This is a genomic window from Bradyrhizobium sp. ORS 278 (genome assembly GCF_000026145.1).
GTDB lineage: Bacteria > Pseudomonadota > Alphaproteobacteria > Rhizobiales > Xanthobacteraceae > Bradyrhizobium.
Genome location: NC_009445.1, coordinates 4,768,798 through 4,790,420, shown reverse-complemented (window position 1 = coordinate 4,790,420; position 21,623 = coordinate 4,768,798). Strand labels below are relative to the sequence as shown.

Below are 21,623 nucleotides of genomic sequence, written 5' to 3'. Positions count from 1 at the left end.
CATCATGGCCGACCAGGGCGAAACCTACATTGTCGGACCGCTCTACAAGGCGCGCGACAAGGTCTATCCCGCCGCCGTGCACGGCCGTTTCCGTCGGATCAAATGGACGATACTGTGCATCACGCTCGGCATCTACTATCTGCTGCCGTTCGTGCGCTGGGATCGCGGCCCGGGAATGCCGAACCAGGCGGTGCTGGTCGATTTCCCGCACCGCCGTTTCTACTTCTTCTTCATCGAGCTGTGGCCGCAGGAGGTCTACTATTTCACGGGCCTTCTGATTCTTGCGGCCGTCACGCTGTTCCTGATGAACGCCCTCGCGGGCCGGCTGTGGTGCGGCTATCTCTGCCCGCAGACGGTCTGGACCGATCTGTTCTACGCGGTCGAACGCTGGGTCGAAGGTGACCGGCGCGAGCGCATGCTCGGCGACAAGCGCGGCTGGACCTTCAGCCACATCCGCAAGGTCGCGACCAAGCACTTCCTCTGGATCATGATCGGCTGGTGGACCGGCGGCGCCTGGGTACTGTATTTCGACGACGCGCCGACCCTGGTGAAGGACCTCGCCACCTTTCACGCGCCGTTCACAGCCTATCTCTGGATCGGTATTCTGACGGCTACGACCTATCTGTTCGCCGGCCATGCCCGCGAGCAGGTCTGCATTTACATGTGTCCGTGGCCGCGGATCCAGGCGGCGCTGACCGACGAATGGGCGCTCAACGTCACCTACAAGGGCGACCGCGGGGAGCCGCGGATGTCGGTCAAGAAGGCCGAGGCGGCGCGGCTGCAGGGGGAGCCGGCGGGCGACTGCGTCGACTGCCATCAATGCGTCAACGTCTGCCCGACCGGCGTCGACATCCGCAACGGCATCCAGCTCGGCTGCATCCAGTGCAGCCTGTGTATCGACGCTTGCGATTCCGTGATGACCCAGATCGGCCGTCCGACCGGCCTGATCGGCTACGACACCGACATCAACGTCGCCAGGCGCCGCGAGGGCAAGCCGGAGATCTATCGGCTCATCCGGCCGCGGACGATCATCTATGCGAGCTTCATCGCCATCGTCGGCGGCGTCATGCTGTACACGCTGGCAACCCGCGGCACGATGGGCATCAACGTCCTGCATGAGCGCAATCCGCTGTTCGTGCAGCTGTCGGACGGTGGCGTGCGCAACGACTACACGGTGCGCCTCCTGAACAAGCGCGGCGCGCGGGACTTCGTGCTCAATGTCGTCGGCCTGCCGAACGCGAAGGTGACCGTCGCCGGCGAGGCGCGTGAGGCTGACGGCCGCATGGTGATCGATGTCGGCCAGGACCAGACGCGGGAGATCCGCGTCTCGATCGAGGCCAAGGGAGCGGGCCTGCCGGCTGCGCCGGTCGACATCGAGATGAGGATCACGGATCCGGCGACTGGAGCGTCGGTGAGCAAGCACGACCACTTCGTGCCGGCGAGTTGATAGTAGGGGCTGGACGGGACGCGCGTTCGTGGGCCTCATGTTTCGAGACGCGCCGCAAGCGGCGCTTCTCACCATGAGGGGCGGGTTCCGAGACCGGCGTCAGCTGGGTGCTCATGGAGAGGATCAGGCGCCGAGAGCGGCGCTACACACAGGACGACGCATACGCAAGGAGCGCGTCTGTCCCGTGTCTTGCTCCGAGCACGCCGTTTACACATGGACGATGAGCGGGGCAACACTCCCTCCTCACCCTGAGGAGGCCGCCAGAGGCGGCCGTCTCGAAGGGGCGAGGCCCACGATGTTGCCCCCCATCATCGCTCGACGAGTGCCAAGAGGCGTTCACGGAGTCAAACAGCGCATTCGAATTCAGTTAGAACGAGACATCGCCGAGCGTTCCCGCGGCGCAGATGCGCCCGGGTCGCTCCAGTCCGTTCCGCCCTTTTCAAAGAAGAGGGCGCGGGGAATGCCGGGCGCTGGCCGCACCCATGGCCCGCCTGCGGAAAAAAATGCAGGCGGCAGTCACCACAGGTTCAGCCGAGAACACCCGGCATTCCCCGCGCGATGGTTTTCACGCTTATAACGCGCTCTCCCCGGTGTCCGGCTTGTTAGCCACCGTCGCCGCCGGATCACCGCCGGACGGCTTGGCGCCAGCTTCGGGGCGCCAGGACCACGCGTCTTCACGTCCGCAACCGGCTGTTCGTCGGCGTGCCACCAGGGCACGCTGCAGCATGGCTGCGGCCACCGCATCCCACCCCGCGTCTCGTGACGATCGCGATGCGCCCCTCTAGCCGAGGCGGGACGCCGGAACTTAATCACATATTCGAAAAAAACGAAAGCATTTGTTTCGTCCCTCGAAGGCAGTCGCCACGATCCGTCTGACGGACTTGATAAAAGTAAGGCACCGTGCCGCGCGCGAGAGGCGCCAGAGGAGACGCGGCGCTCATACGAGTCGCCCGTCGGGCAGGCCGGGGATGTCGGCCGCGAGCGAGATGCGTTGCGAAAAGGCGGCGGCCTGCTGACTGGCTGCAACGGCGAGCGCGTTGGCGTGAGCCTGCTCGGCTTCCGGGCGCTGGCCCCGGCTGAGCAGCAGTCGGCTCTGCAGATGATGGATCTGCGACAGGTACCAGCGCTCTTCGGAGCGCATCGCCTCGGTGACGGCCCTGTCGATCGTGCTCTGGGCAATCATCGGGTCTCCGGCCGACATTTCCATTTCGGCCAGGATGGCGAGGAACCAGGGGATGCCCAGACGACGGCCGTGGCGGCAGAGATTGTCGATGGCGAGCCGCATCGGGTGCTGCAGATCCGCCCCGTCGCCGCGTCGGAAGCGGGTAGCGAGGTCGAGGACGCGGGCATAGTCGAGATGCGGCAAGGCATGGTCCGCGCAGAGCCGCAACAGCAATCGCGACAGCCCGTCGCGACCCGACGCGCCGCCGATCAGATCGAGCATCAACGCATGAGTGAGGACGTAGGTCTGAGTGGGGACATGTTCGGCGCGGTCGGCGTCCCCAAGCGCCTCCTGGGCGAGACGTGTGGCTTGCGCAGCGTCTCCCGTGACAAAGCTGGCAAGCGCAAGACAGACCTTGGCCGGCGGTCCAGGCACGACGCTGAAACGCGCTTGCGCGCCGCGATCACGTTCTGGATCGTACATGTCGACCGCGGTGCGGAGATGGTCGTGCGCCTGCGCGAAGCCGCCCATGAACCAGAACGCCGTCCCCAATGTGCGGTGCGCGACGCCGATCTCCGTTGCGGTGCCGGCGTCGTCGGCCTCGCGGACAAAATCGCTCCCGACGGCGCGGGCTTCGCCCAGCCGTGCGTTCATCATGTTGCCGGCCCAGAGACCGTAATAGGAGGCAAAGCGTACCGCCACCTGGTCGATGCGCGCGGCAAGCTCGCGCGCGCGGGCGAACGCCATGATGGCCTGCTCGGTGCTGCGCGCCCAGAGCAGCGTCTGACCATAGGCGACCTGCAGGGCGAGCCGTTCGGTCAACGCCAAGGATGCAGCCGAGCTATCTGGCCCACCGCCGTCGGCGATGGCGATCGCCTTTCCGAAATGAACGAGCGCTTCCTCGAAGGAGGCGTTGCGCATCGCGTCCTCGCCGGCGCGGCGCCACCACGGGAGCGCTCGGTGCGGTTCTCCGCCGATCGCAAAGTGCGATGCGATGACCTCAGGTGCTGCGGACGGCCGGACCGGCATCTGCTGCAGCATCGCCGTGGCGATCCGCAGATGCAGCGAGCGCCGCTCGTCGGCCGGGATTGTCGCGGCTACGGCGTCGCGCAGCAGCGCGTGGCGGAAGGCGAAGGCGGCTTCGTTCCTGGGCCGTTGCGGCAGGATCAGGCCGCTCGCCAGCAACGGTGCGAGCAGGACTTCGAGCTCGGCTGCCGCGAGATCGGCCACCGCCGCAATCAGTCGCGCGGTAAAACTTTCGCCCGCAATCGCGGCAAGCTGGGCAATCCGCAGGGCGGGGCCGAGGCGATCCAGCCGGACCGTCAGGGAGGCCTGCAGCGATGAGGGGATGTCGCGCGCGAGCGTGATGCCGCCATCCAACGCGGCCTGCGTGAGCTCTTCGACGAACAAAGGCACACCGGCGGAACGCTCGATGACGGTCTTGACGACTTCGGCTGCGATTGCGGATCGTTCGCAGATGCTTGCGATCATTTCGCTGATATCATGAGGACTGAGCCGGTTGAGGGTCAGCAGGCTGACGTGGTGCTGACCGATCCAGGGTGGCGCGATGTCCGGTCTGAACGTCAGCACCATCAGGAGGCGGAGGTGCTTGGTGCGGTCGACGAGGCGATCCAAAAGCTCAAGGCTGGTCGGATCAATCCAATGGATGTCCTCGACCACCACGATCGCAGGCGCAGCCAGAGACTGCCCTTCGATCCGCCGCAGCAGCGCATCGAGCACGCGTTGGCGGCGTTCAGGTGGACTCCATCCGTGTTCGTCCGTGCCGTCGTTCGCATGCCGCAGCAACGAGGTGAGCGCCGACCGATCCACCGGCGCGATCGGTAAGCCCTGCAGGAATGCCTCGAGTTTCGCTATACGCTCATGAAGCTCATCCTCGCTCGCGATGCGCGCGGCTGTCTCGATTTCGCAAATGGCGGGATGAAGCGGGCTGTCCGATCGTCCGGCGGCGCAGACGTAATGCAGACATTGCTCCGGCGCTGCCGCCGCCTGCGCCAGGAATTCGAGGATGAGGCGCGATTTCCCGATGCCCGCTTCGCCGCTCAGCAGCACGACTTGTCCGTCGCCACCGGCCGCCTCGCGCCAGCGTCGCAGCATCCACTCGAGCTCATCGTCGCGGCCGACGATCGACGCGTTTCCGGACATGGCTCTGCTGGTGTCTGCGGGCCGTTCCTGGTCGGCTGCGATCATCCGAGCGGGCGCACAGAGACGGGGTTCGATCGGTGGGGATGGCGCAGCGGATCCGACGCGCCCGCCGTCCGCCAGTGCGGTGACTGCGGCATCGAAGCGATAGCCACGTCCGACGACGGTGCGGATCAAGCGTTGCTGCTCGTCGCCCAGCGCCAGACGAACCTCGCTGACACATTGCGCCAGCGACGCATCGGAGACGTTGGCGGTCGGCCAAACCGCCGCGATCATCTCGTCCTTGCTGATGAGCCGTCCCGCATGACGCACGAGGTGACAGAGAACGCCGAAGCTTTTCCGCCGCAACCTGATCTCGCCATGCTGGTCACGAACACAACCGCTTTCGAGGTCGAGGACGAAGCTCCCGAAAGCTACTCTGAGCTCATTCTCCGGTGGCTGTCGCCATGCCATCTGCAGAGCCTGCCTCATTGCAGTGTGCAGGTCGATCCGTTGCCCGGCGCTTGCACCGGCCGCCTACAGCGAGGAGCGTAGGCGACGGCGGACAGACTGGCAATTAGTACGGCCGATAGATGTTCTTCTGAAAGGCGTCCGTGAGTTGCAGCCATCGTGTCGAGTCGAACCACGTCGAAAAGCGTCATCGGTCCTCGTTCACATAGGTTATTGTCGGCAGCACGAAGGCGGCGGGACCTTGTGGCAGAGCCAAGATCAGCGACGGTGCGCGGAACCGATCGTTTCCCGGACCTGAGGAGAACCGACTCCCGCCAGCGCAGGCGCAGTTGAGAGCATGATGCTTTCCAGCAAGCGCCGTGGCAGGCCGTCGGCATCGGACGTCGCGCGGCCGCCGATCCGGCGGGGAGCACTCAGGCCCCGATCGCGGCGGGCGTGCGGGTGGTGGCGCGCCAATGCACGCCGCTTCCGATCATGGCATCGCGATAAGCCGCATAGCTGGTCGGAAACGCGCCGGTGGCGGGGCCTTCCGGCGGCAATCCGCGCCGTCTCGGCCACCAGAACCAGCCGCCGCAATCCTTGTGCGCGCCATTCGGCGCCTTGTCGAAGTAGAACACCTCGAAATGCATCCCAGTGGTCGGGTGGATGTCGAAAATCGGCGCGTGTGGGGATAGTAAGGGATCTTCAGCGGTCTGCATTGAAATCTCCTTTGCAATATTTACTCTCATAATCAGCAACTGGAGCGGTGCGATGTCGCCCCGAGAACTCGGTCAGACGGCTCATCCGGCAGAACAAGTGGTTCGCGCTCCAGACTTCAACGCTGGACCGGCTGCAATCTGAATGCGTACGGCTTGGCGTCTGGCCGTCGATGGTCAATGTCGCTGCCGGCTGACGGAATGAGGCCGGCTCGGAACTAAAATTGATTAAAATCGCCGAGAAGTAGATCAGGAAAATCGTACCAAGTCGTCAAATCCGTTTCAAAAAAACATCAATAAGCGATCAAATCGACGGCTGCAGGGCGTCGCGGCAGTGGAGAATGCGGCCCGTCTCGAACGTCGTCATGGCCGGCCTTGTCCCGTCCATCCACGGTGCGATGCTTAGGACGAGAGATGCAGATGCCGGTGCGAAGCGCGGGGCATCACGAGAAGCTGATTTGCCGCCTCGCCCTTGGCTCTCGTCGGGTCGGCCGCATGCTCGTGCGGCCGCCCGTTTTTGCTCGCGACCGCTCGGTGTGCGCGCCGGCACCACTGGTCACGATGAGCTGCCGGCCTTGCCGTTCTGAAGAAGTTTCGGAAGCGCCAATTGCGCCCCATCGAGGAACAGCTGTATCGCGTCGCGAACGGTCTGATCGAGATCGATGGGAACGGGAGTCTCGTAGATGAACTTGCGGATCGCGAGATAGAAGATGCGGCCATGCAGCCCCCAAAACATCTCGGTCTCGCGGCCGCTGAGGGGGGAGGTCTGAATGTCCGGCAACGCGAGCTCGTGACGCAACTCGATCGCCGCCGGCTCAATGATCTCTCGCCTGACCAGATCGAGATAGCGTCCAGCGATTCCGAACGACTTCAATCCGGAGAATACGAAGATGCGGACCCAATTATACTCGAACACGCGGGCCACGTAGTCGAGATAGAAGCTCGTCAGTCGCACCTGCAGCGGCTTGCTGCGGTCGCGGATCAGCGGGCTCCAATCCTGCGACCAGCGGCTGAGATAAACCTCCTGGTAGACACGCTCGATCAGCGCTTCCTTGCTCGGGAAGTGGCGGTAAATCACCGAATGCGCGATGCCCATGCGTTTGGCGAGCTCGCGCGTCTGGCCCTCGAAGCCGCGCTCGGCGAAGAAGCGGATCGCCTCCTCGACGATCAGCCGCTCGCGGTCGGCCGCGCGCATGTTGCGGCGCTTCGCTTGCGGCGCGCCGCGGGCACCTGCCTTGCGGGCGCGGCCTGCCTTGATGCTGGTTGTCTTCGGGGCGCTGACCATGGTCTCGACCGATTGTCGCAGAGGCTTTCTGATAGCCGATAGCAGATTTGAGACCAATCGTTCGTTTCCAGTTGACCGCGGCCGCCGCGGCGTGCGACTGTTTTGAGACCAGATGGTCACAAATCTGGGTGTCCGGGCTGATGAGCCTGGCGAGCGAGGAAACGGATGAAAGCGAGGGCTTTCAGCTATTTTCGTGCAACGACAATCGACGACGCGCTGGCGGCGCATGCGCGCGCCGGCGAAGATGCGCGATTCATTGCCGGCGGCCAGAGCCTGGTTCCGGCGCTGGCGCTGCGTCTGCAGTCGCCGCGAGTGCTGATCGATATCAATCACATCGAGGAGCTGCGGGGCATTCGACGCGAGGGCGATCGGCTGCGCATCGGCGCGCTGACGCGGCATTGCGAGATGCTGACAGAGCCGCTCATCGCGGAGTTCGCGCCGTTGCTGCGCGCAGCCGCGCCGTTCGTCGCGCATCCCGCCATTCGCAACCGCGGCACGCTCGGCGGCAGCGTTGCGCTGGCCGATCCGGCCTCCGAGTTCCCTGCGATGGTGCTGGCGCTCGGCGCCGAGATCGAGATCGCCGGCCCGTCCGGCCGCCGGCGCGTCCAGGTGGACGAGTTCTTCATCGATCTGTTCGAGACGGCGCTCGCGCCGGGCGAGCTTCTCGTCGCGATCCATGTGCCGCTGTTTCGCAGCAACCAGCGCATCGCGTTCGACGAGCTGGCGCGGCGCCGCGGCGACTATGCGCTGGTCGGCTGCGGCACGATCGCGACCTTCGATCAGCATCGGATCGCCGACATCCGCATCGCGCTGTTCTCGGTTGGCAATCTGCCGACGCGGGCGATGTCCGCGGAGGCGGCGCTCATCGGCTCGCGGCTTGATGCCCAGCGGATTGCTGTGGCCCAAGATGCGCTGAGCCATGATCTCACGCCGGCAGACAGCGACGATGTTCCCGCGGCGATGCGCATGCATCTGGCGCGCGTGCTGCTCGGCAGGCTTCTCGGGCGTCTCGGGGAGGCGGCATGACGGGCACAATGCTCGAACGCGACGACGCCGATGACGCGATCCGCGTCCGCATGGTCGTGAATGGTCGCAAGGTGGCGTGCGACGTCGCGCCGCGCGATACGCTGGTGGACTGCCTGCGCGGTCCGCTCGAGCTGACCGGCACCCATGCCGGCTGCGAGATGGGCGCCTGCGGCGCGTGCCTGGTTCAGTTCGACGGCCATGCGGTTCACGCGTGCCTGATGTTTGCGGTGCAGGCCGAGGGTGCGCGGATCGATACGATCGAAGGCCTCTCGGAGCGTGGCGTGATCGCCGATCTGCAAGCGGAGTTTCATCGCCGCAATGCCCTGCAATGCGGCTTCTGCACGCCGGGCATGCTGATGACGGCGCACGAGCTGTTGTCGCAGATGGCGCGGCCCAGCCGCGAGGCGATCCGGGATGCGCTGTCCGGCAATTTCTGCCGCTGCACCGGATACGAGGCGATCGTCGATTCCATTGCCGCCGTTGCCGAGGCGCGTGCGGCAAAGGCCGCCGAGGGGCCGTCGCGATGACCGCGCCGCTGACATCGCTGGATCGTCCCAATTCCTATATCGGCCGCTCTGTCCCACGCCCGAATGCCAAGCGGCTGCTGGCGGGGCGCGGGCGCTACGTCACCGATCTCCGCCTGCCGCGCATGCTTCATGCGGCCTTTTTGCGCAGCCCACATGCGCATGCGCGCATTCTCAGCATCGACATCGAAGCTGCGCGCGCGCTGGCCGGAGTGCATCTGGTCGCGACCGGCGCAGACCTGGCCAGGATCTGCACGCCCTGGACAGGAACGCTCGATCATTTCAAGGGGATGGTCTCGGAGCCGCAGCTGCCATTGCCGCTCGATCGCGTTGTATGGGCCGGCCAAGCCGTGGTCGCTGTGGTCGCCGAGAGCAGGGCGGTCGCGGAGGACGCGCTGGAGCTGATCGCGGTCGACTACGAGGAGCTGCCGGCGGTGGTCGATCTCGACGCCGCGCGCGCACCCGACGCTCCCACGGTCAACCCGGCCGCATCGTCCAACATCTGCTTCCGCGCCCAGCTCGATAGCGGCGGTGTCGACGAGGCCTTTGCGTCCGCGGCTCACGTCGTCGAGCAGGAGTTCAGCTTTGGCCGGCACACGCCTGTCACGCTGGAGCCACGCGCCGTCGTCGCCGACTACGAGTCCGACACCGGCATGCTGACGGTGCACCACGCGACGCAGACGCCGTATCAGTTCCAGGATCTGTATTCACGCCACTACGGCATCCCTGAAGCGCGCGTGCGCGTGATCGCGCCCGACATCGGCGGCTCGTTCGGGATGAAGCTGCACGTCTATCACGAGGACATGGCGGTGGTCGGGCTGTCGATCCTGCTCGGGCGTCCGGTGAAGTATGTCGCCGACCGGATCGAGTCGTTCGTCTCCGACATCCATGCCCGCGATCACCACGTGCGGGCGCGCATGGCGGTCGACGCCGACGGCAAGATCCTCGCCATGGACATCCATGACGCCACCGCGGTCGGCGCCTTCTCGACCTATCCGCGCACCAGCGTGGTCGAGGGCAACCAGGTGATCCGCCTGATCGGCGCGCCCTATGATTTCAAGTCGTATCGGGCGGTGCTGGAGGTCGTGTTTCAGAACAAGGTGCAGACCAGTCAATATCGCGCCGTCGGCCATCCCATCGCCTGCGCCGTCACCGAGCGCATGGTGGATCTTGCCGCGGAACGCATCGGCGCCGATCCCCTCGCGATGCGCGCCAGGAACGTGATCGCCGACGATGCCTATCCAACGGCGTCCCCGACCGGCTACAAGTTCGAAGCGCTCTCGCACGAGGCTTGCCTGCGGCGCTTGCGCGAGATCATGAGCTACGACGGATTGCGCGCCGAGCAGGCGGAGCTGCGCCGGCGCGGTGTCCACCGCGGCATCGGTATCGCGACCTTCGTCGAAATCACCAATCCGAGTCCGGCCTTCTATGGCGTCGGCGGCGCCCGTATCTCCTCGCAGGACGGCGCGACGCTCAGCCTCACGCCGTCCGGCGAGGTGCGCTGCGCCATCTCGGTCACCGAGCAGGGGCAGGGCACCGAGGCGATCATCGGCCAGATCGTCGCCGATCAGCTCGGTCTCGCCCAGGAGCACGTGAAGATCATCACCGGCGATACCGAAGTCACGCCGCATGGCGGTGCGACCTGGGCCTGTCGCGGCGCCGGCATCGGCGGCGAGACCGCGCTGCAGGCCGCGCGGCAGCTCAAGGCCAATATCGTGGAGATCGCCGCTCTGATCCTGCAGGAGCGGCCGGCCGCACTCGACATCGTCGATGGGCAAGTCGTGGGCAAGGCGACCCGGCAGCCGCGCATCCCGGTCGCCGAAATCGCGCGCATCGCCTATTTCCGCTCGGACACGCTGCCGCCGGGTACGCAGGCGCAGCTGACCGTCAGCCATCACTTCGCGCCGCAGGGCTATCCCTTCGCGTTCACGAATGGCGTGCAGGGCTGCTATCTCGAGGTCGACACAGACACCGGCTTGATCAAGCTGTTGAAGCACTACGTCGTCGAGGATTGCGGCCGCATCATCAATCCGATGCTGGTCGACGAGCAGCTGCGGGGCGGCGTCGTGCAGGGATTGGGTGCGGCGCTGTTCGAGGAATGCCGTTATAGTGAGACCGGCCAATTGCTGAACGGCTCGTTGGCTGATTATCTCGTGCCGATGGCGATGGAGATGCCGGATATCGTCATCGACCACGTCGAGACGCCGACGGCGGACACCATTCTGGGCGCGAAAGGATGCGGCGAGGCCGGCACGGCGGCGGCATCGGCCTGCGTGCTCAATGCGGTGAATGACGCGCTGACGCCGTTCGGCGCATCCATCAATGCCATTCCGATCACGCCTGCGCGCGTGCTCAAGTCGCTCAATCAATACTAAACAAAACAAGATGAGGGAGGACATCATGCCAGGCTTCGAGACCAAGCTGCGACCTGCCGGACTATCCCGCCGCAAGGCATTGATGGCCATGTCGGCGGGCGCCGCCGCGTTGGCGATGCCGCGGCTCGGCCGCGCCGCCGACGACAGCATCCGCATCGGTTTCCCGACGCCGCTGACCGGCCCGTTCGCGGCCGAGGCCCGCGATCAGGTCAAATGCGCCGAGCTCGCCGTCAAGCTGGTCAACGACAAGGGCGGCATCGCCGGCCGCAAAGTCGAGCTTCTGGTGCGCGACGACAAGCTCAATGCCGGCGAGGCGGCGACGCGGACGCTGGAGCTGATCGAGAAGGACAAGGTGCACGCCGTCGTTGGCGCGCTGTCCAGCGCGGTGCAGCTCGCCGTCAACGAGGTGACCCGCGCTCGCGGCGTGATCTATGTCTCGATCAGCCAGTCCGACACCATCAACGAGGTGAAGGATTTCAGCAAATATACCTTCCACGAAGCGCTGAACCCGCACATGACCACGGCGGCAGTGGCGCGGCAGACGCTCAAGAAAGGCATGAAGGTCGCGCATCTCGTCGCCGACTATGCCTATGGCCATGAGATGCTGCGCGGCTTCAAGCGCGCGCAAGCCGCCATCGGCGCCGAGAGCGTCGGCGAGATCCTGCATCCGTTCGGCGCCGCCGACTACTCCACCTTCATGCCGCGGCTGATGTCGCTGCGTCCGGACGTGCTGTGCATCAGCAATTTCGGCCGCGACCAGGCCAATGCGATCAAGCAGGCCGTCGATTTCGGCATCAAGCAGCAGATGAAGATCGTCGTGCCGGTCATCCTGCACAACCAGCGCCTCGCGGTCGGTCCCGACGTGTTCGAGGGCGTGGTCGGCGGCGCGAACTACTACTGGGGCCTGGAAACCCAGAACAACACGGCGGCCGAGTTCAACACCGCGTTCCGCGCGGCCAATGGCGGCGCTATCCCGACCGACTATGGCGCCTATGGCTATTCCGGCGTCGGCTCGCTGCTGCAGGCGATGCAGGCGGCTGGCGGCACCGAGACCGACAAGGTCGTCGCGGCGCTGGAAGGGCTGCAGTACGACCTGACCAAGGGTCCGCAGCATTATCGCAAATGCGACCATCAGTCGGTGCAATCGGTGCTGGTGCTGGAATCGAAGAAGAAATCAGCCATGGCCAACGAGAACGACCTGTTCGCGATCGTGGCCAGCGACCCCGGCGCCGAGGAGATGCTGCGCAGCTGCAGCGAACTCGGCCACGCGACCTGACCCCGACCGCATGGGCCTCTCGCTGATCATCATGCAGCTGTTCTCCGGCATCGCCCTCGCGGCGGTGCTGGTGATCACGGCGCTCGGCCTCACCATCGTGTTCGGCATGCTCGGCGTGGTCAATTTCGCCCATGGCGCGCTGTTCATGATCGGGGCCTATGCCGGGCTGTACCTGGCGTCGCTGACCGGCAGCTTCTGGTGGGGGCTGGTGCTCGCGCCGGTGCTGGTCGGCGCCTTCGGCATGCTGATCGAGTTCCTCCTTGTTCGTCGCCTGTACGGGCGGTCGATCGATGACCCCCTGCTGCTCACCTTTGGCCTCAGCTACATCCTGGTCGAGGGCGTGCGCATCGTGTTCGGCAGCGACGGCATTCCGTTTCCGACGCCGCCGCAGCTGATCGGCGTGGTCGATCTCGGCGTCGGCTTCTTTCCGAAATACCGGCTGTTCGTGATCGCGCTGGTGGGGGTCGTGCTGCTGCTGCTCTGGCTGATGCTGGAGAAGACCCGCATCGGCCTGATCGTCCGCGCCGGCGCGCGTGATCCTCAGATCATGCGCGTGCTCGGCGTCGACATCGGCAAGGTGTGGCTCGCGATCTTCGGCCTCGGCGTCGGGCTCGCCGCGCTCGGCGGCGTGCTGGCCGGGCCGATGCGCAGCGTCAATCCTGAAATGGGCACGCTGGTGCTGGCGGAAGCCTTCGTCGTCACCGTGATCGGCGGCCTCGGCTCGATCATAGGCGCGGTCGTCGCCGGGCTGATGGTCGGCATCTGCATCAGTATGGTGGCGCTCTTCGCGCCTGAAATGGCGACTATTGTGATGTTCGCCTTGATGGCGGCCGTGCTGCTGGTCCGGCCACAAGGCCTGTTCGGCGTCAAGGGGAGGGCGTGATGAGGGTGCAGTCGACCGGCGAAGCGCCGTCGCTCTCCCAAAGCCAACGCCTGTTTGCGGTCCTGTCGGATCACCGCGTGCTGGTGTCGCTCGTCGCGCTCGCGCTGCTGCCCTGGTTGCTGCCGTCGAAGGCGCTGGCCGTCAACGTCCTGATCTACGGCGTCGTGGTGATGGGCTACAATCTCCTGTTCGGCTACACCGGGCTCTTGTCGTTCGGCCACGCCGCCTTCTCCGGCGCCGGCGCCTATCTGACCGGGATCGCCATAGGCCGCTGGGGTCTGCCATGGTTCGCCGCGGTGCCGCTCGCGATCGCCGCGAGCACCGCGCTGGCCGCCCTCATCGGCACGATCTCGACACGCACCCGCGGCATCTACTTTTCCATGGTCACGCTCGCGCTCGCGCAGCTGGTCTATTACGTCGCATTGCAGGCCTCGTCCCTCACCGGCGGCGAGAACGGGCTGCGCGGCTTCACCGTCGACCGCATCAATCTGTTCGGGCTGCCGATCAACTTCCTCGATCCGGTCAACAAATACTACCTCTTGATGGCCTTCGCGGCGCTGGCGCTCTGGGTACAGTCGCGTATCCTCAATTCGCCGTTCGGCGCGGTCATCGAGGCGATCCGCGAGAACGAGCAGCGCGCGCGGGCCTGCGGCTACGACGTCGAGCGCTGCAAGCTGATCGTGTTCATGCTGTCGGGTGCGATCTCCGCGGTCGGCGGCTGCATGTCGGCGCTGCATCTGTCGATCGTGCCGCTCGATTCCCTGCATTACCAGACCTCGGGCATGATCGTGATGATGGTGCTGCTCGGCGGCGCCCGGAGCTTCTTCGGACCGTTCATCGGGGCGGCCACCTTCCTGATCCTGGAGGATGTCGTCTCGCTGTGGACGCCGCATTGGCAGATCGTCGTCGGCGCGATCTTCGTCGTATTCGTGCTGTTCCTGCCGAAGGGCATCTGGGGCACGCTGCTCGACGTGCTGCCGTTTGCACGGGAGCGGCGATGAGCACCGCGCTGCTGCAGGCCGAAGGCATCGGCCGCCGCTTCGGCGGCTTCACTGCGCTCGAAGACATCTCGGTGTCGTTCGCCAGGGGCGAACTGACCTCGATCATCGGACCGAACGGCGCCGGCAAGAGCACGTTCTTCAACATCCTTTCCGGCACCTTGTCGCCCAGCATGGGCACGCTGCGCTTCAAGGGGCGTGAGCTCAACGGCATGCCGCAGCACCGCTTCGTGCACCAGGGCATCTCGCGCTCGTACCAGATCACCAACATCTTTCCGGACCTGTCGGTGCATGAGAACGTCCGGGTCGCGGCCCAGGCGATGCGCGTGAGCTACGACATCTGGCGCAAGCGTGCCGATCTCGTCGAGCTGAGTGAGCGCGCGGATGCGGCGCTGGCGTCGGTCGGGTTGATCGGCAAGAGCGGCGAGCAGGCCAAGTTTCTCGCGCACGGCCAGCAGCGCGCGCTGGAGATCGCGATCGCGCTGGTGTCTGAGCCGGAGTTGCTGCTGCTCGACGAGCCCACGGCGGGCATGGGGCCGGAGGAGACCAAGGCGATGGTCGCGCTGCTCGAGCGGCTGGCCGAGAAGCGCACGGTGCTGCTGGTCGAGCACAAGATGAAGATGGTGCTCGGCCTGAGCCAGCGCGTGCTGGTGCTGCATCACGGCCGGCTGTTCGCCGACGGCAAGCCGGAGGAGATCCGCGGCAATCCCGACGTGCGCCGGGTCTATCTGGGACAGAGTGAAGGCTATGGCTGAGACCGCGTTGCTCGAGCTCGATCGTGTCCAGGCCTGGTACGGCGCCAGCCACGTGCTCCACGGCATCTCGCTGCGCGTGAACGAGGGCGAGGTGGTCGCGCTGGTCGGCCGCAATGGCGCCGGCAAGACCACGACGCTGCGCACCGTGATGGGACTGATGCCCAAGGCCGAAGGCCGCATCCGCTTCGCTGGTCAGGACCTGCTGCCGTTGCCGGCGCATCGTCGCTTCCATCTCGGCCTCGCTTATGTGCCGGAGGAGCGGCGCATCGTGCCCGGCCTGTCGGTGCGCGAGAATTTGCGGCTCGGCCTCGTGGCGGCCAAGGCCGAGCTCGACGAGCGCGCGGCGATCGCCGAGATCGCCGAGACCTTTCCGCGGCTGCGCGAGCGGCTCGACCAGGAGGGCGTGACGCTCTCGGGCGGCGAGCAGCAGATGCTGGCGATCGCGCGCGCCCTGATCGCGCGGCCGCGCATGGTGCTGCTCGACGAGCCGTCGGAGGGTATCATGCCGGTGCTGGTGGAGGAGATGGGCGTGCTGTTCCGGCGGCTGCGCGACCAGGGCAAGACGCTGCTGCTGGTCGAGCAGAATGTCGAATGGGCGCTGCGGCTTGCCGATCGCGCCGTGATCATCGACCAGGGCGAGGTCGTGCATGAGAGCAGCGCGGCGGCGCTGCTCGCCGACAAGGACATCCAGGACCGCTATTGCGCGGTGTGATGGTCTTTCCATGATCAGGAGCTGCCATCCTCCAGTGCTGGCAGTTGTGGCAGCCGTGCGAGGCTGACACCTGCCGCCTGGTGCTGGAACATCCGCGCGATCAGCTCCGCGCTCTGCTTCGCCGCGTCGTCCGGCGCGAGACCGCCGTGGCGGACATTGGAGATGCAGTTGCGCTCGCTATCGACGCGGCCGCGGCGCGGCATCCAGGTCAGGTAAAGGCCGAGTGAATCCGCCGCGCTCAATCCCGGCCGTTCCCCGATCAGGATGATCGAGGCTGACGCCCCGAACAGTTCGCCGACGTGATCGGCGAGCGCGACGCGTCCCTGCGACGCAATGATGATCGGCGACAGTCGCCGTCCGGTTGCCGCAAGCAGCGGCATCAGCGTGTCCAGCACGGGCAGGGCGTTGACCTGCACTGCGCGGCTGCTCAATCCGTCAGCCACCACAAGTACGATGTCGGCCGGCGCGCGCGGCTCGGACAGCAGTGCTTCCGACGCCGGCGAGAGCAGGCGGCCCTCGTCGGGTCGCTGCAGATAGGTGGCGCGATCGGCGGCGCGGCTGTGCACGGCGAGCGCCGGCCAGCCGCGCGCGGTGGCGTCAGCGGCCAATTGTTCCGCGTCGAACGGCTTCAGCACGGCGTCGCGAGCCTCGGCATGCGCGGCCTGGAAGCCGAGATGCGCCGATGTCGGCACGCCCGGGCCGCAGCGGCCGAGCGCGATGCGGGCCTCGGTGTAGCGCGACAGCCAGGTCCAGTCGTCCGCGGATGAGGTTGCGGGCGCCTTGTTCTCCACGCCGTTCATCATTCGGCTCCCAGCAGCGGCAGTGCCGGCATCAGCCGCTCCGGCTCGAAGCGCAGCTCGCCCTTGGCGTCGCTGATGCCGGTCGCCGCGAGCCACGCCTCGAACTCCGGCGCCGCGCGCTTGCCGAGCACCTTCCGCACATACAGCGCGTCGTGGAACGAGGTGCTTTGATAGTTCAGCATGATGTCGTCGGCGCCGGGCACGCCCATGATGTACGTGCAGCCGGCGATGCCGAGCAAGGTCAGCAGTGCATCCATGTCATCCTGATCGGCCTCGGCGTGATTTGTATAGCAGACGTCGCAGCCCATCGGCAGTCCCAGCAGCTTGCCGCAGAAATGATCCTCCAGCCCCGCGCGGATGATCTGCTTGCCGTCGTAGAGATATTCGGGGCCGATGAAGCCGACGACCGTGTTGACCAGCAGCGGCCGGTAGCGTCGCGCGACCGCGTAGCAGCGGGCCTCCAGGGTCTGCTGATCAACGCCGCAATGGCCCGAGGACGACAGCTCGCTGCCTTGGCCGGTCTCGAAATACATCACATTGCCGCCAGCGGGGCAGCGCTGAAGACTGTTGGCGGCGGCGAGTGCCTCGTCGAGCAACGCCAGCGTAATGCCAAAGCCGCGATTGGCTTCCTCCGTGCCCGCCAGCGACTGGAACACCAAGTCGACCGGCGCGCGGCGCTCGATCGCCTTCAGCGCGGTGGTGACGTGGGCCAGCACGCAGGACTGGATCGGCGCATCGGACGCCAGCCGCAACGTCTCGATCATGTCGAGCAGCCGCACCATCGTGTCGACGTCGTCGCTCGCCGGATTCATGCCGATGGTCGCATCACCGACGCCATACATTAGCCCGTCCAGGATCGACGCCGCGACACCCTTGGGATCGTCGAGCGGATGGTTGGGCTGCAGCCGCGTCGACATCGTTCCCTTCAGTCCGATGGTGCAGCGGAAGCGCGTGATCACCTCGCATTTCGCGGCGACGGTGACGAGGTCCTGCAGCCGCATGATCTTGCAGACGGCCGCGACCATCTCCGGAGTCAGGCCCAGCGACACCGCTGCCAGCATCGTCGCATCGGTCGCATCCGACAGCAGCCATTCGCGGAACGAGCCGACTGTGAGACTAGCGATGGCAGCGAATGCAGCGCCGTCGTGCTGATCGACGATCAGCCGCGTGACCTCGTCGCTCTCGTAGGGAATGACCGCCTCGTTCAGGAAATGCCGCAGCGGCAGATCGGCCAGCGCCATCCGCGCCGCGACGCGCTCGGCCGCATCCTGCGCGGCGAGACCCGCGAGCACGTCGCCCGAGCGCAGCGGCGTCGCCTTCGCCAGCAGGGTCCTGAGGTCGTCGAAGCGATAGGTCGTGCCGCCCAGCGTGTGTGAAAAGCCCATCAATGGTCTCCTCGATGATGATGAGAGGTAGCGCTGGCGGCCGGATCGACCGAATGAATTTTCGGACCAGGAGAGGCGCAAGTGGACGTCATCGCGAGGGTCTTTTCCTGGGGCGTTTCAGAGCATCATCATGCACGATATATGCCCGCCTTCGATGACCATTCTTCGTCTCGGCAACACTGGTGTCTGCCGGGTTGCGCCGGTCGTGCGCTCGGCTAAGGTCGCGGGCCAAACAACGCAATTCGAGGACCACCGCCATGGCGCGCATTCGCTGTATCACCGAGATGGGCATGGGAGTCGACGTCCATGGCCGCGATGCCACCAAGGCCGCGAAGCGCGCGGTGTCGGATGCGATCCGCCATTCCAGCCTCGGCTTCTTCCGCATGGTCGGCAAGACGCCGCAGGACATGCTGGTCGACGTCACCATCGGCGTGCCGTATCCGGAGGCCGTCGACACGGCGGCGGTCGCCAAGGAGCTGCCCTATGGCACGGTGACCGTCACCGCCGTGAAGGGCGGGCTGGAAATTCCGGCGGAGGCTGGCAGCGATGCGATCATCATCGCCAATGCCGCAGTGCTGGTGCATCTCGACGACGGCAAATAGGCCGAGCGGCATGGGAGATCAGCCGGCGCTTGCATCGTTGCGCGCGGACGAAACAAGGCGCGCCACGCGGCGCGTCTCCGCCGTCACCGGCTGCCCTCGCTGACCCATCGCGCCAGCCCCTCGGCCAGTCCATCGACCATCACGCGGATCGGCGGGGAGTCCTTCTGGTCCTCGTGCACGGCGAGCCAGCAATCGAGCTCAAAGGCGATCTGGCCGGCGAGCACCGGGAGCAGCGCGGGATTGCGCCTCGCCATGGCTTTCTGCATGCCGCCGATGCCTAGGCCGGCTTCGATCGCGGTCACCTGGGCGACGTCGGAGTCGGTGCGATAGGAGAAGAGCTCGCGCGAGATCGGCAGCTGTGAGCTCGCGACCGAGCGCGCGGAATGATCGTCGCGGTCGAAGCCGATGATGTGGTGCGCGCCGAGCTGTTCGATCGTGTCGGGCAGGCCGAAGCGGGCGACGTAGTCGCGATGGGCATACAGGCCGAGCGGAACGCTGCCGATGCGGCGGGCGACGAGGCCGTCCTGCTTGGGCCGGATCATCCGCACCGCGATGTCGGCGTCGCGCCGCAGCAGGTCGTCGGTGCGGTTGTTGAGCACGAGCTCGATGACGATCTCGGGAAAGCGGTGGCGGATGCCGGCGAGGATCGGCGGCAGCACGAAGGTGCCGACGATCTCGCTCGCCGAGATCCTGACCACGCCGCGCGGCTGTTGCGCATCGCCGCCGGTTTTTGCGGTCCGGACCAGCGCGGCGAACGCCGCTTCCATCGCCTCGGCATGCGGCAGCAGCGCCGTGGCCGACTCGGTCGGCAGCAGGCCGGCCTGCGAGCGGGTGAACAGGGCGACGCCGAGGCCGGCTTCCAGCTCGTCGATGTGACGGCCGACCGTCGGCTGCGTCAGCCCGGTCGCGCGCGCCGCGGCGGACAGGCTGCCGCGCCGGACCACGGCCAGGAAGGAGCGCAACAGGCTCCAGTCGGAGATCTCGTGCATAAGAAAATGTATAGCGGCTAAAGAATGTTTGGCAATTTTCGTTTTGCGACGGCCGGTCCAGCTTGCTGGACACAGCAAGGAGATCAGCCATGTCCGACACCACATCGACCACCCCGACCGCCTTGGTTCTCGGCCTGACCGGCGCGATCGGCGGCGCCATCGCGGCGAGCCTGGCGCGGCGCGGCTTCGCCATCCGCGCGCTGACCCGCCGCCCGGCCGCAGACCGGCCGTCGCTCGCCTTTCCCGTCGACTGGCGTGACGGCGATGCGCGCGACGCAGCCTCCGTGCGCGCGGCCGCCGAGGGGGCCAGCCTGATCGTCCACGGCGTCAATCCGCCCGGCTATGCGCGCTGGCGCGAGGAGGCGCTGCCGATGCTCGCCAACACCATTGCGGCGGCGAAAGCCGTCGGCGCGACAATCCTGTTTCCGGGCAATGTCTACGTCTACTCGTCAGCATCGCCGGCGGTTGTCAGCGAGTCTACGCCGCGCCGGCCGACGACGCGCAAGGGCCGGGTGCGGCTGGAGATGGAGGAGATGCTGGAGCAGGCGGCGCGCGACCACGGCGTCCGCGTCATCGCCCTCAGGGCCGGCGACTTCTTCGGCCCCGGCGTGACGAATTCCTGGTTCGCGCAGGCGCTGGCGAAGGGCGGCATGGCCGCGACATCCGTTCAGCGCCTGACACGACCCGGCATCGGGCATGCCTGGGCCTATGTGCCGGATCTCGCCGAGACGTTTGCGCGGCTCGTCGACATCCGCGCGGAGCTGCCAGCCTACACGATGCTGAATTTCGCCGGCCACTACGATGCGACGGGCCACGACATGACGGATGCGGTGCGACGTGTCCTCGGCCGGCCTGATCTGCCGGTGAAGCCGTTCCCCTGGATCATCCTCTGGCTCGCCGCGCCATTCGTCGGCTTCATGCGCGAGGCGCTTGAGATGAGGTGGCTGTGGACGCAGAGCCTCGCGCTAAACAATGACCGGCTGGTCGGGTTGCTCGCGGCAGAGCCGCATACGGCACTGGATGAGGCGGTGAGGGCGGCGCTGAGAGGACTGGATGAACTCATCGTTCCCAGACACGGACCAAGCCATGATGCTCAGGTCCGATGAGACTCGCGTCGCCTATAAAAGAGCGCTCGTGCCGCGGGGACGAGCTGCAAAAGCGGGTCGTAGTCAGCAACGTTTGCGGTCAGAACGACGAGGCCCAGTTTTTGGGCTTGCAGCAACAACACGCAGTCTTGGAGTGCGCGGAGCTTGCTGTCCCTCTCGTAGCCCTGAAGGCGACAAAGAATGCCGGATAACAGCGCGGCGCGTCCGAGAATGTCGCCATCGGGTACAAAGATGCGATGCGGCGGCATGGCCTGGATCTGTTCTCGGATCACAGTGACGACGAGCGCCGTGCGCGGGTCGGAAGGATTCAGAACGCCGACCGTGTGCATCAGCTCCTGAACAGCAACCGTCGAATGATTGACCTGCCGATGCGCGATCACGTCGTCGAGGATCGCAGGCGACCGATTCTGCATCTGGTCGATATAGACACAGGTGTCGAGCAGAAGTCCTTGTCCGGCGATCGGGCAGTCGTCGAGGAAGGGAAGCTGGTCGTCGCGCCGGCGGGGCAGTGTCCGTTGGGGATCGAACCGTGCCCACCGTCGTGCGGCGTCGAAGTTGAACGCCGCCACATCAAAAACCTAACTTCAGTTTCGGGTCCACTTTGCCGCGCGCCTGCCTGAACACATCGGCGAAATTGTCTTCGAGCGCAATTGTCGCCAAGGCAAACTCGATCAGGTCCGTATCGGTCTCGATCCCCGTTTGCCGTTTGGCCTGTCTCACGAGCGCAGAACTTACGCGGCCGCCGATACGGCCGGCTTTGTCCTTCAGGAGGCCGGACTGTTCGGCGGCCCGCATGACCGCCTCCACACGTGTCTCGCGTCCCACACGTGACTTTGGCGTAAGCTCGCGCGGCGTGACCTGCCGCGTGGAGCCACTCGCGCCCCGTCTATGCCCGCGGATCCGAGATCGAGGGGATCGTCCCTTGGTCATGAGCGTGAGGTCCTGTTGAACAAAAAGCGCTTCTGTCCAACATAGCGGTCGGCAGTCAGCCCT

The 21,623-nt window shown here is 66.0% G+C and carries 19 protein-coding genes; 11 read left to right on the top strand and 8 right to left on the bottom strand.

Annotated elements, in window-relative coordinates; genetic code table 11:
- Positions 1-4: 4 nt before the first annotated feature.
- Positions 5-1,447 carry a cytochrome c oxidase accessory protein CcoG gene (gene ccoG, locus BRADO_RS21395; RefSeq protein WP_011927432.1) on the top strand — a complete coding sequence of 481 codons (1,443 nt, stop codon included), beginning with the start codon at positions 5-7 and terminating at the stop codon, positions 1,445-1,447.
- Between the two features lie 937 nt (positions 1,448-2,384).
- On the opposite strand, the gene BRADO_RS21390 is transcribed toward ccoG, so the two are convergent.
- From BRADO_RS21390 to BRADO_RS21375, 3 genes are all read right to left on the bottom strand, one after another.
- Entirely contained in the window at positions 2,385-5,240 is a 2,856-nt protein-coding gene (locus tag BRADO_RS21390) for an AAA family ATPase (protein ID WP_083794936.1), read from the bottom strand.
- A gap of 392 nt (positions 5,241-5,632) precedes the next feature.
- Positions 5,633-5,917 carry a hypothetical protein gene (locus BRADO_RS21380; RefSeq protein WP_011927429.1) on the bottom strand — a complete coding sequence of 95 codons (285 nt, stop codon included), beginning with the start codon at positions 5,915-5,917 and terminating at the stop codon, positions 5,633-5,635.
- 553 nt (positions 5,918-6,470) lie between these two features.
- Positions 6,471-7,109 (bottom strand): TetR/AcrR family transcriptional regulator, encoded by a 639-nt coding sequence (locus BRADO_RS21375; protein ID WP_011927428.1) that lies wholly within the window; start codon positions 7,107-7,109, stop codon positions 6,471-6,473.
- 255 nt (positions 7,110-7,364) lie between these two features.
- Here BRADO_RS21375 and BRADO_RS21370 point away from each other — a divergent pair, with 255 nt between their 5' ends.
- Genes BRADO_RS21370 through BRADO_RS21335 form a run of 8 tightly spaced genes read left to right on the top strand, consistent with a single transcriptional unit; the run spans position 7,365 to position 15,748 of the window.
- The gene (locus BRADO_RS21370; RefSeq protein ID WP_011927427.1) at positions 7,365-8,225 is read left to right on the top strand and encodes a xanthine dehydrogenase family protein subunit M; all 861 of its coding nucleotides are present in this window, start codon (positions 7,365-7,367) and stop codon (positions 8,223-8,225) included.
- A gap of 8 nt (positions 8,226-8,233) precedes the next feature.
- Complete coding sequence (locus BRADO_RS21365; RefSeq protein WP_011927426.1) at positions 8,234-8,752, top strand: (2Fe-2S)-binding protein; 519 nt, start codon at positions 8,234-8,236, stop codon at positions 8,750-8,752.
- Positions 8,749-11,124, top strand: coding sequence for a xanthine dehydrogenase family protein molybdopterin-binding subunit (locus BRADO_RS21360; protein ID WP_011927425.1), 2,376 nt, complete (start codon positions 8,749-8,751; stop codon positions 11,122-11,124). Before BRADO_RS21365 ends, BRADO_RS21360 begins: the two co-directional genes overlap by 4 nt.
- A 25-nt stretch (positions 11,125-11,149) precedes the next feature.
- Positions 11,150-12,400, top strand: a complete 1,251-nt coding sequence (locus tag BRADO_RS21355) for an ABC transporter substrate-binding protein (RefSeq protein ID WP_011927424.1) — start codon at positions 11,150-11,152, stop codon at positions 12,398-12,400.
- Positions 12,401-12,410: 10 nt separating this feature from the next.
- Positions 12,411-13,283, top strand: a complete 873-nt coding sequence (locus BRADO_RS21350) for a branched-chain amino acid ABC transporter permease (protein ID WP_011927423.1) — start codon at positions 12,411-12,413, stop codon at positions 13,281-13,283.
- The gene (locus BRADO_RS21345; RefSeq protein ID WP_011927422.1) at positions 13,283-14,284 is read left to right on the top strand and encodes a branched-chain amino acid ABC transporter permease; all 1,002 of its coding nucleotides are present in this window, start codon (positions 13,283-13,285) and stop codon (positions 14,282-14,284) included. The genes BRADO_RS21350 and BRADO_RS21345 overlap by 1 nt, the downstream gene beginning before the upstream one ends.
- Positions 14,281-15,036, top strand: coding sequence for an ABC transporter ATP-binding protein (locus tag BRADO_RS21340; protein WP_011927421.1), 756 nt, complete (start codon positions 14,281-14,283; stop codon positions 15,034-15,036). Before BRADO_RS21345 ends, BRADO_RS21340 begins: the two co-directional genes overlap by 4 nt.
- Positions 15,029-15,748 carry an ABC transporter ATP-binding protein gene (locus BRADO_RS21335; protein ID WP_083794934.1) on the top strand — a complete coding sequence of 240 codons (720 nt, stop codon included), beginning with the start codon at positions 15,029-15,031 and terminating at the stop codon, positions 15,746-15,748. The genes BRADO_RS21340 and BRADO_RS21335 overlap by 8 nt, the downstream gene beginning before the upstream one ends.
- Positions 15,749-15,762: 14 nt before the next feature.
- On the opposite strand, the gene eutC is transcribed toward BRADO_RS21335, so the two are convergent.
- Positions 15,763-16,551 (bottom strand): ethanolamine ammonia-lyase subunit EutC, encoded by a 789-nt coding sequence (gene eutC / locus BRADO_RS21330; RefSeq protein ID WP_011927419.1) that lies wholly within the window; start codon positions 16,549-16,551, stop codon positions 15,763-15,765.
- Complete coding sequence (locus BRADO_RS21325; RefSeq protein WP_011927418.1) at positions 16,548-17,933, bottom strand: ethanolamine ammonia-lyase subunit EutB; 1,386 nt, start codon at positions 17,931-17,933, stop codon at positions 16,548-16,550. Before BRADO_RS21325 ends, eutC begins: the two co-directional genes overlap by 4 nt.
- Before the next feature lie 257 nt (positions 17,934-18,190).
- On the opposite strand from BRADO_RS21325, the gene BRADO_RS21320 reads away from it, so the two are divergent.
- The gene (locus BRADO_RS21320; protein ID WP_011927417.1) at positions 18,191-18,535 is read left to right on the top strand and encodes a Lin0512 family protein; all 345 of its coding nucleotides are present in this window, start codon (positions 18,191-18,193) and stop codon (positions 18,533-18,535) included.
- An 83-nt stretch (positions 18,536-18,618) separates the two neighbouring features.
- On the opposite strand, the gene BRADO_RS21315 is transcribed toward BRADO_RS21320, so the two are convergent.
- Positions 18,619-19,524, bottom strand: a complete 906-nt coding sequence (locus tag BRADO_RS21315; RefSeq protein ID WP_011927416.1) for a LysR family transcriptional regulator — start codon at positions 19,522-19,524, stop codon at positions 18,619-18,621.
- A gap of 89 nt (positions 19,525-19,613) precedes the next feature.
- Here BRADO_RS21315 and BRADO_RS21310 point away from each other — a divergent pair, with 89 nt between their 5' ends.
- Complete coding sequence (locus tag BRADO_RS21310; RefSeq protein WP_011927415.1) at positions 19,614-20,630, top strand: NAD-dependent epimerase/dehydratase family protein; 1,017 nt, start codon at positions 19,614-19,616, stop codon at positions 20,628-20,630.
- On the opposite strand, the gene BRADO_RS21305 is transcribed toward BRADO_RS21310, so the two are convergent.
- On the bottom strand, positions 20,618-21,199 hold the full coding sequence (locus tag BRADO_RS21305; protein ID WP_011927414.1) for a type II toxin-antitoxin system VapC family toxin: 582 nt from the start codon (positions 21,197-21,199) through the stop codon (positions 20,618-20,620). The two genes, BRADO_RS21310 and BRADO_RS21305, sit on opposite strands and share 13 nt — an antisense overlap.
- 1 nt (position 21,200) lies before the next feature.
- Positions 21,201-21,425: a hypothetical protein gene (locus BRADO_RS21300; protein ID WP_011927413.1), complete on the bottom strand. Its 225-nt coding sequence runs from the start codon at positions 21,423-21,425 to the stop codon at positions 21,201-21,203.
- Between the last annotated feature and the right edge of the window lie 198 nt (positions 21,426-21,623).

Coding starts and splice junctions, on each gene's coding strand:
- BRADO_RS21370 (WP_011927427.1), top strand. CDS start 7,365: ATGAAAGCGAGGGCTTTCAGCTATTTTCGTGCAACGACAATCGACGAC.
- BRADO_RS21350 (WP_011927423.1), top strand. CDS start 12,411: ATGGGCCTCTCGCTGATCATCATGCAGCTGTTCTCCGGCATCGCCCTC.
- BRADO_RS21390 (WP_083794936.1), bottom strand. CDS start 5,240: ATGAGGCAGGCTCTGCAGATGGCATGGCGACAGCCACCGGAGAATGAG.
- BRADO_RS21335 (WP_083794934.1), top strand. CDS start 15,029: ATGGCTGAGACCGCGTTGCTCGAGCTCGATCGTGTCCAGGCCTGGTAC.
- BRADO_RS21325 (WP_011927418.1), bottom strand. CDS start 17,933: ATGGGCTTTTCACACACGCTGGGCGGCACGACCTATCGCTTCGACGAC.
- eutC (WP_011927419.1), bottom strand. CDS start 16,551: ATGATGAACGGCGTGGAGAACAAGGCGCCCGCAACCTCATCCGCGGAC.
- BRADO_RS21345 (WP_011927422.1), top strand. CDS start 13,283: ATGAGGGTGCAGTCGACCGGCGAAGCGCCGTCGCTCTCCCAAAGCCAA.
- BRADO_RS21315 (WP_011927416.1), bottom strand. CDS start 19,524: ATGCACGAGATCTCCGACTGGAGCCTGTTGCGCTCCTTCCTGGCCGTG.
- BRADO_RS21380 (WP_011927429.1), bottom strand. CDS start 5,917: ATGCAGACCGCTGAAGATCCCTTACTATCCCCACACGCGCCGATTTTC.
- BRADO_RS21375 (WP_011927428.1), bottom strand. CDS start 7,109: ATGCGCGCGGCCGACCGCGAGCGGCTGATCGTCGAGGAGGCGATCCGC.
- BRADO_RS21365 (WP_011927426.1), top strand. CDS start 8,234: ATGCTCGAACGCGACGACGCCGATGACGCGATCCGCGTCCGCATGGTC.
- BRADO_RS21340 (WP_011927421.1), top strand. CDS start 14,281: ATGAGCACCGCGCTGCTGCAGGCCGAAGGCATCGGCCGCCGCTTCGGC.
- BRADO_RS21310 (WP_011927415.1), top strand. CDS start 19,614: ATGTCCGACACCACATCGACCACCCCGACCGCCTTGGTTCTCGGCCTG.
- ccoG (WP_011927432.1), top strand. CDS start 5: ATGGCCGACCAGGGCGAAACCTACATTGTCGGACCGCTCTACAAGGCG.
- BRADO_RS21320 (WP_011927417.1), top strand. CDS start 18,191: ATGGCGCGCATTCGCTGTATCACCGAGATGGGCATGGGAGTCGACGTC.
- BRADO_RS21355 (WP_011927424.1), top strand. CDS start 11,150: ATGCCAGGCTTCGAGACCAAGCTGCGACCTGCCGGACTATCCCGCCGC.
- BRADO_RS21360 (WP_011927425.1), top strand. CDS start 8,749: ATGACCGCGCCGCTGACATCGCTGGATCGTCCCAATTCCTATATCGGC.
- BRADO_RS21300 (WP_011927413.1), bottom strand. CDS start 21,425: ATGCGGGCCGCCGAACAGTCCGGCCTCCTGAAGGACAAAGCCGGCCGT.